Here is a 13604-nt window from a genome sequence, read left to right as displayed (position 1 = left end):
GTTAGGTTTTTTGTTTAGTAGCTAAAATAAAATAGTAATATTAAGTAAGCCGTTCTAATTTAATATATTGATTTTTACTATGAATATATCTAAAAGGAAAGAAATGAATCAGTCAATTTTTATTGAAGGGGAAAAATTAAGTATTGATCAAGTTTTAAAAAATAAAGATCAACGAGCATACCTACAACAAGAAATATTTCAAAAATATCCGCATGATACTTTATTAGATATAAAATTAAATATTCCAGGTCCAATAAAAAATAACAGTTATTTAGAAAATATTTTTTATGCAGGAATTTCTGAGCTTGAACAGGCATTAACGAAAAATAAATTACCTTTTGTTTTATTGCAAAGTCATAATCAACCTGCAGGTTGTGAAAATTTTTATCTTTTAACTGCAGATAAAATTGAAGTTAAAAAAGTAGCGATTGAATTTGAAGATTCTGCGCCACTAAATCGTTTATTTGATGCTGATGTCTTAGTTAAAAATAAAAAACAGGCCTTATCAAGGTCTGAAATTGGCTATTCTGGAAGAAAATGTTTTTTATGTAAGCGACCAGCCAAAGATTGTGCTCGCTCTAGACGTCATTCTGTGCAAGAATTACAAAATTATATCAGCAATTTATATAAAAAAACATTTAGTTAATGTTTGCTTTTTGCAATACTCTTTGGGCAATGCCACTAGTTGTTACCAGATGTGTAATTATACCGCTTCTTAGAGCTCCTAATAGGGCATCATCTTTAAAACGATTTTTAACTACGATGAAACGAGTAGGAATTTGTAATATATTTTGCATGCTAATGCCGCAGATATGTGATTCAATCGGCTGATAAAAATTGCCATTTATGTCATAAGGTCTGCCAAAGATCACACCAGCAATTTGACTATAATCAAGATCTTTTAATAATTTATCAGAATAATAGTCCATAAAAAATTTCCCAGATTCAAGTGATTTAACAGTACCAATACTGGCAAAAATCAAATCTATTTTTTTGAAATATTGATCAATATATTCATAATATGGTTCCTTTTTAATTTCTTTTACTAATTTAGAATTTATTGTATAAAGTGGGGCAGGCATATTTAGACATTTGGCATTGAATTTTTCAGCTGCTTGCTGGGTTAATTGGTTTTTTCGCCTACTAGTATTGACTGCTAAACCAACTAATTGAACAAAGGTCAAATCTTCATGATTACTTTCAGTAAAATTGTCAATGATGTCTTTAATTAAGGTTCCCCAACTCAGACCAATTACATGAGCTGGTTTAATATAATTTTGAATTTGCTTAGCAGCATAATGAACAATCATTTCATTATCTTGATTTTTTGTTTCTAAGTCTTCTAATATATAAGCTTCTTTTAAATTGAATAATTTTTGAAATTCTTGCTCTAATTTATGTGCCCTTTTTGGCCGCTGATATATATTTATTTTAACAATTCCTTTGTCACGAGCTTCATTAATTGCTTTATCAATTAAGTAGCGCGAAAGGTCATATTTTTTAGAAATATCTGCAATATTTAAATTGCTCAAAAAATAATCGTGAGCAATATTTGCTAGCTGTTCATCACTTAATAATGTCATTTTATAATCCCTATCTTTTATTTTATATTGTATTACAAAAGTACTGTTTATTTAAAGGTAAAATGCTAAAAAATTATTAAATTATAAATTTTAAAATACACATAAGATAGTTAATAGATACTTAATTTTTATTTTTTATTAAGTCGCAGAATGTTCCATTTGTAATTCTTTTTAAATCGCTGGGTTTGAGATACACGCTACGTCCGATTTTTCCACTCGAAACAGCAATTTTGTTTTCTTGCATCATGCTACTATCTAGATAGATGGGAAAATGATGGTTAAAATAAATGCCGATGGGAGTATTAGCCCCATGGACGTAACCTGTTGTTTTTTCTAAATCTTTTAGTGGTAAAAGTTCGCATTTCTTATTACCAGATACTTTAGCTAATTTTTTCATATCTAAATGTTCCGTTACCGAAATAACGCCAACTAAAACACCAGTCTTATTTCCTAAACAGACAAGTGTTTTATAGATTAAATGTTCATTCTCGTTTAGAATAGAAGTATCCATTTGTGCTATACCACTAGAATCTGAATGAGTAGGGAATTGGGCTTGCTGGTATAAAATTTTATTTTGATCTAAAATTTTTTCAACCAATGTTTTTTCAATTTGTCGTTTCTTCTTTACCATAAAAATCACCTTCTTAATAATAGCATTGATAAAAGATAAATAAAAAGGGAGTTTAAGCATGAAAGTACTAGTTATTAAAATTGAAACCAGTCATGAAGTAGAAGATGCACTTAATGTTTTTAGTCAAGATATTCTTCATTGCTTGGGTACAGAAACACGTAAACGTTCTGATTTTGAAGATGCAAATACAAAACATGATTCTACTATTGTAGATTTAGATGAAATTGTTGATTTGCCACAAGATATGGAATTTGCTGCTTATTTTGCAGCAGATCAAAGTCAAGTTCAATTAATTAATGCTTATAAAAATAAATTAGTCGAATTGAAAGGATACGGTTTAAATATTGGTCTAAATAAAATTGATTATACCTATATTGAGGATAGCGACTGGAATCGTGTTTGGCAAAAATTTTACCATGTTGTGAATTTTTCACGCCACTTAGCCATTGTTCCTGAATGGGAAAACTATCAAGCTAAATTTAGTGATCAACATTTAATTAAACTCGATCCAGGTCTTGCTTTCGGTACCGGTAACCATAAAACTACTCGTTTAGCAATGATGGGACTTGAACAAGTGTTGGTTGAACCTAAGACTGTTATTGATGTCGGGACTGGTTCAGGAATTTTAGCTATTGCAGCTGCCTATTTAGGAGCAAACAGGGTAATGGCAACTGATATATCTGATCAGGCAATTACAGCTGCCCAAGAAAATGTTGCTTTGAATAAATTAACTAATATCGATATTAAAAAAACAAGTTTACTACAAGATGTTAATGAAAAGTTTGACGTTATTGTTGCTAATATTTTGGCTGAAATATTACTTGAACTAATTCCACAATTAGATCAACATTTAACTCAAGCAGGAAAAGTGATTTTTTCAGGGATAGATTATTTGCAATTGGATAAGATAGCCCATTCGCTTGATCAGAATGGTTTTAAAATTATCCTTACTTTAAAGCAAGATCGCTGGATTGGTTTAATAATTACGCGAAAAGATAATTGAAAAGAGTTATAATATAAAATTAAGTTAAATTAAGTAAGGAATTATTAAATTGATTGATAAGTTCAAACAAATATCTTTTATTCGCAAGATAAACCAGTATAAGCCAATGCCAGTAATTTGGTGGAGTATTTTAGTTGTTACTTTACCTTTTATTTTTAGTCTATTGAAAATTTCAGTTATTTGGCGAGTGGGACTATTATTCACTGTAATTAATTGCTTCATCGGATATCATGTAGGTAATTTGGTTAAAACTATCAATATAAAGCATTATTGGCTACTTCTTTTACCAACATGTTTTTGTTTGATAGTATTATTAAAATATGCAAATTATAATCTGTTATTTGGTTTAATTTATCTTATTTTTGAAATTTTTGGCTTAATGGATAAGCAAATATATAGTTGAAGGTGATTAAAATGTCTAAATACGTAGAAATGACATATGATGAGGTAATCAATGCGTGTCAAAAATATATGAATGAGGAGCAATTGGCATTTGTTAAGCAGGCCTACGACTTTGCTCAAAAAGCGCATCAAAATCAAAAACGTGCTTCTGGTCAACCATATATTGTTCATCCCACTCAAGTTGCTGGAACTTTAGCAACTCTAGGGCTTGATCCCGACACGATTGCAGCGGGGTTTTTGCATGATACAGTAGAAGATACTCCAGTAACTAATAATGATTTAAAAGATAAATTTGGTAAAGATGTAGCCTTTATTGTTGATGGAGTTACCAAGCTAAATAAGTATGAATATAAATCACATCAAGAATTTTTGGCAGAAAATCATCGAAAAATGCTAATTGCTATGGCAAAAGATCTACGTGTAATTATGGTTAAATTAGCAGATCGCCTTCATAATATGCATACTTTAGAGCATTTACGCCCTGATAAACAGAGACGTATTGCCTCTGAAACAATGGATATCTATGCACCACTTGCCGATCGCCTTGGAATTGGAACAATCAAATGGGAATTAGAAGATATGAGTTTTCACTACTTAAATCCCAAGGCATACTATCAAATTGTAAGTTTAATGGATTCTAAGCGTAGCGAACGAGAAAATTATATTCAAGACACAATCAACACGCTAACTACAAGTTTAGACGGCTTAAATATTAAATATGATATTCATGGGCGGCCTAAACATATTTATTCCATTTATAAAAAAATGGTTGACAAACATAAAGATTTCGCAGAAATTTATGATCTCTTAGCTGTACGAGTAATTGTGCAAACTGTTAAAGATTGCTATGCAGTTTTAGGAGCTGTCCATACAAAGTGGAAGCCAATGCCGGGGCGTTTTAAAGATTATATCGCTGTTCCGAAGGTTAATGGCTACCAATCTTTGCATACAACGATTATTGGACCAGGTGGGCGACCTTTAGAAATACAAATTCGAACGCAACATATGCATGATGTAGCTGAATATGGTGTGGCAGCACATTGGGCATATAAACAGGGCAACTTTAATGGGGTTGAGCAAACAAGTTCAAATGAAAAACTAGATATGGTGCGTGAAATTCTTGAATTAAAGGATGAAACCCAAGATGCTGGTGAATTCATGAAAAGCGTCAAAAGCGAAATTTTCTCGGATCGAGTTTATGTCTTCACGCCTAAGGGGGAAGTATATGAATTGCCTAAGGGAGCAGTTACTTTAGATTTTGCTTATGAAATTCATACTCAAGTTGGTAGCCATGCAGTTGGAGCTAAAGTTAACGGAAAGCTAGTTCCGCTTGATTATAAATTAAAAAATGGTGATGTCATTGATATTATGACCCAAACCAATGCAACACCATCGCGCGATTGGATGGATATGGTTAAGACTTCTAGAGCGCGCAATAAAATTCGTCGTTATTATCGTAACCTTGATCGCGACCATAGTATTGCTCAAGGGGAACAAATGATTGCTGAACAGCTTCGTAGCCAGGAACTTTCACCTAAAGAGTTTATGGATAAGGAGCATGTTGCAAAAATTTTGGTTCAACTGAATTATCATACAGTTGATGAAATGTATGCTGCAGTTGGTTTTGGCGATTTGTCTGCCATTAGTATTGTTAACCGCCTAACATCTGATTTGCGCCGTGAAGATGAGAAAAAAAAGCAAAAGCAACTAGAAGAAGAAATTTTGAACTCTGGTCAAAAAGCTGCTAACAAGTCAGTTAACGGTCGCTTAGATGCTGCAACACTTAAGTCAAAACATAACGATGGTGTTACTATCCAAGGAATTAACGATTTGATGCTCCACTTAGCCAAGTGTTGCAATCCAGTTCCCGGCGATGAAATTGTTGGCTATGTTACTAAGGGACGTGGTGTCACTATTCACCGCAATGACTGTCGTAATATTGTAAACAATAATGATAGTTTAGGTCGATTAGTAGAAGTTTCTTGGGAAGGCACTGAGTCAAATAATAATCAATCATTTAATGCAAATATTGAAATATTTGGTTACAATCGGGCCCAGCTACTTAGTGATGTAATCAACCGCTTAAATGCACTAACGCCTAATATTGATAATCTTTCAGGTAAAGTTAATGACGATAATATAGCACACATTTATGCTACCGTTGCTGTGAATAATTCAAGTCAATTAGCCAGTATTTTAACTAAATTAAGAGACATTCCTGATGTTTATGAGACAAGGAGGGCAGATAATTAATGCGAGTTGTAATTCAAAGGGTTAACCAGGCCAATGTAAAAATAGCTGGGGAAACAGTTGGTAAGATTAATCAAGGGCTACTCTTATTAGTTGGTATAGGTGAAGGGGACGACTTAGCAATTATTCAAAAAGCTGCAAACAAAATTTCTAAGATGCGTATTTTTGAAGACGAGAGTGGTAAGACTAATTTGGCAATTAAGGATGTTAATGGAAAAATTCTTAGTGTAAGCCAATTTACTCTGTTAGCAGATACCAAAAAGGGAAATCGTCCTAGCTTTGTTCAAGCCATGAAGCCACCAAAGTCTGCTGAATTATGGCAATCTTTTAATCATGAATTAGAAAAGTTGGGCTTAGAGGTTGAAACAGGACAGTTTGGAGCGGATATGAAAGTTGATTTAGAAAATGATGGTCCGTTCACGATTGTATTAGATATGTAAAAATCGGTGCAAAATGATACTACAGGTTGACTTTTTGCTAGTAAAAATATAAGCTAAAAAAGAATTATCAATGACAAAGAATGAAGCTTAGCAATTTTATTTCAGAGACTGTCTATCTATGGTGCAAGGACAGATAATGAGCTAACTGTGACCCCTTTAACAGATAATAAACGTTTCGCGAGCGTTAATCGCAGCAGGCAAAAGGTGGTACCGTGCTAATTTGAAGCGCCCTTGATTTAATTCAAGGGTGCTTTTTAGATTAAAAGGATGATTAGATGAGAGTGCAAAAACCTAAAGGAACAGTTGATATATTGCCAGGGCAATCTAGTTCATGGGAAAAAGTTGAACAAATATTGCGTGATTTTTTCAAACAGGCAAACTATCAAGAAATTAGAACACCAAGTTTTGAAAACTATGAGGTATTTTCTCGATCAAGTGGTGAAACTTCGGATGTAGTTGAAAAAGAAATGTATGATTTCAATGACAAGGGTGGACGTCACATTGCTTTACGTCCAGAAGGAACAGCTGGCGTTGTTCGAGCATATGTTGAAGACAAGCTTTATGCTCCAGAAATGGCTAAGCCATTTAATGTTTATTATATTGAGTCAACCTTTCGCTATGAACGCCCGCAAGCTGGGCGGCAGCGAGAATTTCATCAAATTGGTATTGAAAGTTTTGGCTCAAGTAATTTTTTAGCTGATGTTGAAACCATTGTTCTAGCTAACGATTTATTGGCTAAACTTGGTGTTAAAAATTATGAATTACACATTAATACCCTGGGTAATAGTCAAGTACGTCAAAGTTATCATGATGCACTAGTTGACTATTTTACGCCCTTAAAAGACCGGCTTTCCGATGATTCTAAACGACGTTTAGAGAAAAATCCGCTCCGAATTTTAGATTCTAAAGATGAACAAGATAAGCAATTTTTACCTAATGCACCAAAAATTATTGATTATTTAGATCAAGCTTCTAAAAATAATTTTAATCGAATTATTCAGATGCTGGACCAGTTAGATATCCATTATGTAATTGATAATGATTTGGTTAGAGGGCTGGATTATTATTCCGGGATTATCTTTGAATTTATGGTTGAAGACGCTAGTTTATGGGAATCGGCTACAACGATTCTTGGTGGTGGACGTTATGACCACCTAGTTGAAGAATTTGATGGTCCTGCAACCCCAGCAGTTGGTTTTGGTATTGGTGAAGAACGCTTAATGCTAGTTTTGCAAAAACAAAACCCAGGCTTATTTACTGATCAAGGAATTGATTTTTTTATTACTAATATTGGTGAAGAGACTGAAATTAAAGTTGTTGAAATTGCTCGTTTGTTACGTAAGCAAGGTTTTAGGGTTCAATATGACGTTGATCAAAAGAAGTTAAAAGCGCAATTTAAAAAAGCTGATCGAGTTAAGGCCAAATATGTAATTACTATCGGAGCTAAAGAAATAGCCGAGGGTAAGTTGAATATTAAACGCTTAGCTGATGGACAAAAAATTGATTTGCTGTTAAGTGATTTAGCAAATATGCATTCAGTCTTAGAACATTTAAAGGATTAAAATTATGGAAAAAAGAACAAACTATTGTGGTAATATTACTGCTAAATATATTGGTCAAAAAGTTAATCTATATGGTTGGGTCCAACGAGTTCGTAATTTAGGTAATTTAGTTTTTATTGATTTACGTGACCGTGAAGGTCTAGTTCAAGTAGTCATTAATCATGACTCAGGCCAAGAATTGATGCACCTTGCTGATCAACTTGGTAATGAATATGTTATTCAAGTTAAAGGTGAGGTAGTTAAGCGTTCGAGCATTAATCCAGAAATGAAAACAGGAGAAGTTGAAATTAATGCGCAAGAACTTATTATTTTAAATAAATCACAAAATCCACCTTTTGAAATTAAAGATAATATTGAAGTAGGCGAGCAAACTAGGCTAAAATATCGTTATCTAGATTTACGGCGCCCCAGCTTACAAAAAGCGCTTATTTTACGTTCGAAAATTTTACAGGCAACACATGAATATTTTGATGAAAATGGTTTCATTAATATTGAAACACCAATTTTAGGAAAATCATCACCAGAAGGTGCACGAGATTATTTAGTTCCTTCGCGAATTTATCCAGGTAGTTTCTATGCTTTGCCGCAGTCACCTCAATTATTTAAACAATTGTTAATGGGAGCAGGTTTTGATAAGTACTACCAGTTATCTAGATGCTTCCGCGATGAAGATTTAAGAGGCGATCGTCAACCAGAATTTACCCAAATTGATATGGAAACGTCCTTTACTGATGAAGAACAAGTGCAAGAATATACTGAAGGACTATTAAAGAAAGTTATGAAAGATGTAATGGGGATTGACTTAAAAACGCCAATTGATCGCATTACTTGGACTGAAGCAATGAACAATTATGGTACTGATAAGCCTGATCTTCGCTTTGGCATGCAAATTCATGATTTAAGTCTAATTTTTAAAAATAGTGACTTTAAAGTATTTTCTAATGCAATTAGTGCGGGCGGTTTTGTTAAAGGGATTGCGGTTAAAAACGGCGCTGAGACTTATTCGCGCAAACAAATTGAGAAAAAACAAGATTTCATTAAACGTTTCCACGCTAAGGGTTTAGCTTGGGTTAAATTTGAAAATGGGGAATTTAATGGACCAATTGCGCGCTTTTTAAGTGAGGAAAATCAAGCTGCCCTAATTAAAGAATTTTCTCTTACAGGTAGTGAGTTATTGGTCTTTATAGCTGATAAATGGAAAGTCTGCTGTGATTCATTAGATCATTTACGCCGGGAATTTGCTAAAGAGACCAATATTATTCCTAAGCATGTCTTTAATTTTGTTTGGGTAGTTGACTGGCCCCTATTTGAATATGATGAAGGCATAGGTCGTTGGATTGCGGCTCACCACCCATTCACTATGCCGGATGATGAGGGAATTAAATTACTTGATACTGATCCGCACAAGGCGCATGCTCGTAGTTATGACATTGTGATGAATGGTGATGAATTGGGTGGAGGTTCAATTCGTATCCATAAGCGTTCAATTCAAGAAAAAATGCTTAAAGCACTTGGTTTTAGCAAAAAACGGGCATATGAACAATTTGGTTACTTATTAGATGCTCTTGATATGGGCTTCCCGCCACATGCTGGGTTAGCTATTGGCTTAGATCGTTTTGCAATGCTACTAGCAGAAAAAGATAATATTCGTGATGTCTTGGCCTTCCCTAAAAATGCTAATGCTTCAGAGCCAATGATGCACGCACCTGCTCCGGTTGCTGAGCAGCAATTAGCTGACTTGGGGATCGAAGTTGAAGCACAATACGCAGACAGCGTGGCTAAGACCGAAAATACCTTAATTCAGCAGGCACAACAAAACTCAGAGCGCAAGACTGCTTGGGATGAAGGATAGGGCAATACCTGCTTTTTAACCTACTATTCAACGGTTTAACTTAAAAAAAGAACCTTTTATCAAAAAGGTTCTTTTTTTTGTTTTAAAATTATGCTGCAACTGGTCATTACTTCCAAGGATATAGAAATTTTTTCAATTGCCTCTTGACGTTAAGCGCTGATTAGATTACTCTGTAAGTGATTGAATACGGTTTCTTCGGGGCAGGGCGTAATTCCCTACCGACGGTGACAACATAATATTGAAGTCCGTGACCCGCAAAGTGCGGTGGAACTAGTGCAAGTCTGGTACCGACAGTTAAAGTCTGGATAGGAGAAGAACAAACAAACTAATTTGATAGTAGCGTTGCGTATACTTCGCTGGAATCATATTTAATTAATCTTTTTAAGCCTCGTTGATTTTACATCAACGAGTTTTTTAGTTAGGAGGTGTAAAAATTGCAAGATAGTGATTATATGAAACTGGCGGCAGAAGAAGCGCTTAAGGCACGTGGGATGACGCAAACCAATCCCTTAGTTGGTGCGGTTATTGTCAAAAAAGACCAAGTTCTTGCCACTGGCTACCATCATCAATTTGGTGGTGTGCACGCCGAAGTCGATGCTTTGAATAATTTAGCAGATCTTAGATTGGCTCAGGGGGCAACCCTTTACGTTACTTTAGAACCTTGCAGTCATTACGGCAAGCAACCACCATGTTCTTATCAAATTGCAGCAGCAGGAATAAAGCAGGTAATTATTGGGCAAGTCGATCCTCATCAAATAGTTAGCGGCAAAGGAATCAGTTATTTAGAAGCGCATGGGGTTAAAACTAAATTGCTGGGCCAAACAGAATTTTTGAACGAGGCGTATAACTTTTTCTACCAAAGACAGCGTCCGCTTGTTACTTTAAAATATGCAATGTCAGTTGACGGCAAACTTAACGAAGAGCAAGAAAAGCGCACGTTCATAACTGGCCAAGCAGCGCAATTAGATACGCAAGTGTTGCGCCTTGATCAGCAGGCTATTTTAATTGGGGCTAATACCTTGCGAATTGATAATCCTGCATTGACTGTCAGAATTAAAAAGCTACCCGTTCCACCAGTTAGAATCGTTTTAACGCATGATGCTAACTGCTTAGACTTTAATAAGAAGTTATTTAATTTGCCAGGCAGAATTTGGCTGTTGAGCAATGTAGCTTTGACAAAATCAGTAAGAGAAAATGTTACTTGTTTTGTTGACCAAGAGTGGACACCTGCCAAAATTATGCGTTTATTGGCTGAAAAAGAAATTCAGTCACTACTGATTGAAGGCGGCAGCAATCTACAAGCGCAATTTATGGCGGCCAAACTGGTAGATAAAATAGTTGCTTACGTAGCGCCAGTCATTTTAGGCGGAACGGCTATGCCAGTCGCTATGGGGCCGCGATTAGAGCGGCCACTGCATTATCAACTGGTTGATTTAAGAACATGCGGTGAAGATGTGCGAATTTGTTTAAGGAGAGAATAAGTGTTTACAGGAACGATTAAAGCAACGGGAAAAATTGTCAATCTAGAAGCTACTCAAGAACATGCAAAATTGATAATCAGCAGTCCGCAAACCGACCTGAAAAATTTGCCTTTAGGCGCAAGTATTGCGGTGAATGGAATTTGCTTAACCGTCACTAATTGCACGGCCACAGATTTTACAGTTGACGTCATGCCAGAAACGATGAAAAGAACGAATCTAGGTAAATTACAGCTCAATAACCTAGTAAATTTGGAACCCGCAATTTCATTAAATGACAAGTTAGATGGGCACATCGTTGCGGGCCATGTTGATACGACGGCTACATTAATCAAGAAAACAGAAAATGAAAATTCGCTTGAATTGCAGTTTAGGGTGCCAGCAAGATATGCGCCCTTGATTGTTGAAAAAGGTTCCATTGCAATTGATGGCATTGGTTTGACCGTCACGATGGCAAAAGATGATTTATTTGGTGTTAGCTTAATACCATACACCATTGCACATACGACCTTGGCAAATTATCAGCTTAATGATTTGGTCAATATTGAAACGGATATGATTGGCCGTTATGTCATCAAACAATTACAAATTTGGAAAAAAGAATACGTTAGGTAATTAAAATGAATGAACAATTAAATAGCAAAATGCAAGAAATCTTAAATCATTTGAAAAAAGGCGGACTTGTAATTGTGGCTGACTCACCTCAGCGTGAAGCAGAAGGCGACATGATCGGTTTAGCTGAAAAAGTAACGCCAGCAGCGGTTAATATGATGATTAGTAAAGCTCGCGGGCTTTTGTGTGTGACAATGAGCAAGGAATATGCGCAACGGCTGCAGCTTGAACCCATTAAAACTGATTCTAATGATAGTTTTGGTACGGCATTTACACTAAGCGTTGATGCCACCGAAACGACCACTGGAATTTCCGCTTTTGATCGGGCTAAAACAATTAAAAGATTAGCTGATCCTAACAGTCACTGGTCCAATTTTTATCATCCCGGCCACGTCTTTCCTTTAGTTGCAAAAGAAGGCGGTGTTTTAGAACGAACCGGTCATACCGAAGCAGCGCTTGATTTAGCCCGTCTAGCTGGCGCTGCTCCTGTAGGTTACATTTGCGAATGCATCAAAAAAGATGGCACAATGGCCCGGCGCAAAGACTTGAAGGCCTTGGCTGAAGGATTAGGAATTCCCTATTTAACGATTGAGGAATTGATTGAATACCGTAAATTTCAAACTCAGAAAAAGCTGGCAGTTGAATCTTTTGCAAGAGTGGCCTTGCCTACCAAATACGGCACTTTTCAACTTGAAGGTTTTCGGGAACACCAGCAGTTAGAAAAAGAGCCCACACTATTAATTAGCAAAGGTGAAATTAAAGCTGGGCCCCCCTTACTACTCAGGCTGCATAGTGAATGTTTAACCGGGGATGTTTTTGGCTCCAAACGCTGCGATTGTGGAGCACAATTGCAGGAAGCTTTAAAACAAATCGAAAAGAATGGCGCCGGTGCCGTTTTATATTTACGTCAAGAAGGGCGCGGAATCGGTTTAATGAATAAATTACGGGCGTACGAACTGCAGGATCAAGGAATGGATACAGTAAAGGCAAATCAGCATTTAGGCTTACCAGTTGATGCGCGCAGTTATCAGCTGGCCGCTACCATTTTAAAGCAAAAAGGTATTACAGAAGTTCACTTAATGACCAATAATCCTGATAAAGTTGCCCAATTAGAAAACTATGGCATTAAAGTCAGCAAACGAATACCGCTTGAAGTCGGAATGACAAAAGAAAATCAAAACTACTTATTGACTAAAAAACACCAAATGAATCATCTATTAAGCGAGGTAAATTAGCATGCAGGAAATCACTGGTAAAATAACTGCTGACCAAACAAAAAGAGTTGGAATTGTCGTTGCCCAATTTAACAATGTTATAACTGAGCGTCTGCTTAATGGTGCCGTTGCCCAATTAAGTAAAGGCGGAATCGCTGACGAGCAAATTATAGTTGTTCGTGTCCCGGGGGCTTTTGAAATAGCTCGGGTTGTCAATTACTTGGCTCAAAGCGGCAAAGTCGACGGCATAATTACTTTAGGAGCGATAATTAGGGGTGAAACGGCGCACTTTACGTATGTTTGCGAAGGTACAACTAGTCAATTAGCGGCAATTGCTGCAACCGGCAAAGTACCAGTCATGTTTGGCGTCTTAATGACTGAAACCGTTGAATAGGCTGCTAATCGGGCTGGCGGCAAAGCTGGCAATAAGGGAGTTGAATGTGCAATGGATTTGCTAGAAGTTCTAAGTATCGAAGATCAACTTCTGCAATTATAATTTGTTTTTGTCTAGCATAATGATTTAATTTTCCAAGATAAATATTCAAGCTATAATAGTTTATTGTTGGCTGCAGTAAGT

At 35.8% G+C, this 13604-nt stretch carries 12 protein-coding genes and 1 riboswitch; of the genes, 10 read left to right on the top strand and 2 right to left on the bottom strand.

What is annotated here, in order from left to right; translation table 11 throughout:
* Positions 1-103 precede the first annotated feature (103 nt).
* Entirely contained in the window at positions 104-646 is a 543-nt protein-coding gene (gene citX / locus F5ESL0233_RS04005; protein ID WP_122058860.1) for a citrate lyase holo-[acyl-carrier protein] synthase, read from the top strand.
* Here citX and F5ESL0233_RS04000 read toward each other — a convergent pair.
* Together F5ESL0233_RS04000 and F5ESL0233_RS03995 are read right to left on the bottom strand one after the other, a co-directional pair.
* The gene (locus F5ESL0233_RS04000; protein WP_122058859.1) at positions 639-1583 is read right to left on the bottom strand and encodes a sugar-binding transcriptional regulator; all 945 of its coding nucleotides are present in this window, start codon (positions 1581-1583) and stop codon (positions 639-641) included. The two genes, citX and F5ESL0233_RS04000, sit on opposite strands and share 8 nt — an antisense overlap.
* 121 nt (positions 1584-1704) lie before the next feature.
* A complete protein-coding gene (locus tag F5ESL0233_RS03995) occupies positions 1705-2214 on the bottom strand; it encodes an aminoacyl-tRNA deacylase (protein WP_090092035.1) in 510 nt (169 codons plus the stop codon).
* Positions 2215-2272: 58 nt separating this feature from the next.
* Here F5ESL0233_RS03995 and prmA point away from each other — a divergent pair, with 58 nt between their 5' ends.
* The 9 genes from prmA to ribH all read left to right on the top strand — a co-directional run bounded on the left by prmA (position 2273) and on the right by ribH (position 13421).
* Positions 2273-3217, top strand: coding sequence for a 50S ribosomal protein L11 methyltransferase (gene prmA / locus F5ESL0233_RS03990; protein WP_122058857.1), 945 nt, complete (start codon positions 2273-2275; stop codon positions 3215-3217).
* Between the two features lie 414 nt (positions 3218-3631).
* Positions 3632-5872, top strand: coding sequence for a bifunctional (p)ppGpp synthetase/guanosine-3',5'-bis(diphosphate) 3'-pyrophosphohydrolase (locus tag F5ESL0233_RS03980; RefSeq protein WP_122058855.1), 2241 nt, complete (start codon positions 3632-3634; stop codon positions 5870-5872).
* Positions 5872-6309: a D-aminoacyl-tRNA deacylase gene (dtd, locus tag F5ESL0233_RS03975; RefSeq protein WP_118896530.1), complete on the top strand. Its 438-nt coding sequence runs from the start codon at positions 5872-5874 to the stop codon at positions 6307-6309. The genes F5ESL0233_RS03980 and dtd overlap by 1 nt, the downstream gene beginning before the upstream one ends.
* Before the next feature lie 275 nt (positions 6310-6584).
* Positions 6585-7871, top strand: a complete 1287-nt coding sequence (gene hisS / locus F5ESL0233_RS03970; RefSeq protein WP_122058854.1) for a histidine--tRNA ligase — start codon at positions 6585-6587, stop codon at positions 7869-7871.
* A 4-nt stretch (positions 7872-7875) separates the two neighbouring features.
* On the top strand, positions 7876-9723 hold the full coding sequence (gene aspS, locus F5ESL0233_RS03965) for an aspartate--tRNA ligase (RefSeq protein WP_122058852.1): 1848 nt from the start codon (positions 7876-7878) through the stop codon (positions 9721-9723).
* A 187-nt stretch (positions 9724-9910) separates the two neighbouring features.
* Positions 9911-10044, top strand: a riboswitch (FMN riboswitch).
* Between the two features lie 113 nt (positions 10045-10157).
* Positions 10158-11204, top strand: coding sequence for a bifunctional diaminohydroxyphosphoribosylaminopyrimidine deaminase/5-amino-6-(5-phosphoribosylamino)uracil reductase RibD (gene ribD / locus F5ESL0233_RS03960; protein WP_122058851.1), 1047 nt, complete (start codon positions 10158-10160; stop codon positions 11202-11204).
* The gene (locus tag F5ESL0233_RS03955) at positions 11205-11816 is read left to right on the top strand and encodes a riboflavin synthase (protein ID WP_122058849.1); all 612 of its coding nucleotides are present in this window, start codon (positions 11205-11207) and stop codon (positions 11814-11816) included.
* A gap of 5 nt (positions 11817-11821) precedes the next feature.
* Positions 11822-13048, top strand: a complete 1227-nt coding sequence (gene ribA / locus F5ESL0233_RS03950; RefSeq protein WP_122058848.1) for a GTP cyclohydrolase II — start codon at positions 11822-11824, stop codon at positions 13046-13048.
* Between the two features lies 1 nt (position 13049).
* Positions 13050-13421, top strand: a complete 372-nt coding sequence (gene ribH / locus F5ESL0233_RS03945) for a 6,7-dimethyl-8-ribityllumazine synthase (protein ID WP_370448340.1) — start codon at positions 13050-13052, stop codon at positions 13419-13421.
* Positions 13422-13604: the final 183 nt, after the last annotated feature.

It is taken from the genome of Lactobacillus sp. ESL0233 (assembly GCF_003692995.1).
GTDB lineage: Bacteria > Bacillota > Bacilli > Lactobacillales > Lactobacillaceae > Lactobacillus > Lactobacillus bombicola.
This window is presented reverse-complemented; position numbering and strand designations above follow the sequence as displayed.

Coding starts and splice junctions, on each gene's coding strand:
- prmA (WP_122058857.1), top strand. CDS start 2,273: ATGAAAGTACTAGTTATTAAAATTGAAACCAGTCATGAAGTAGAAGAT.
- citX (WP_122058860.1), top strand. CDS start 104: ATGAATCAGTCAATTTTTATTGAAGGGGAAAAATTAAGTATTGATCAA.
- dtd (WP_118896530.1), top strand. CDS start 5,872: ATGCGAGTTGTAATTCAAAGGGTTAACCAGGCCAATGTAAAAATAGCT.
- F5ESL0233_RS04000 (WP_122058859.1), bottom strand. CDS start 1,583: ATGACATTATTAAGTGATGAACAGCTAGCAAATATTGCTCACGATTAT.
- hisS (WP_122058854.1), top strand. CDS start 6,585: ATGAGAGTGCAAAAACCTAAAGGAACAGTTGATATATTGCCAGGGCAA.
- F5ESL0233_RS03995 (WP_090092035.1), bottom strand. CDS start 2,214: ATGGTAAAGAAGAAACGACAAATTGAAAAAACATTGGTTGAAAAAATT.
- ribA (WP_122058848.1), top strand. CDS start 11,822: ATGAATGAACAATTAAATAGCAAAATGCAAGAAATCTTAAATCATTTG.
- F5ESL0233_RS03980 (WP_122058855.1), top strand. CDS start 3,632: ATGTCTAAATACGTAGAAATGACATATGATGAGGTAATCAATGCGTGT.
- aspS (WP_122058852.1), top strand. CDS start 7,876: ATGGAAAAAAGAACAAACTATTGTGGTAATATTACTGCTAAATATATT.
- ribH (WP_370448340.1), top strand. CDS start 13,050: ATGCAGGAAATCACTGGTAAAATAACTGCTGACCAAACAAAAAGAGTT.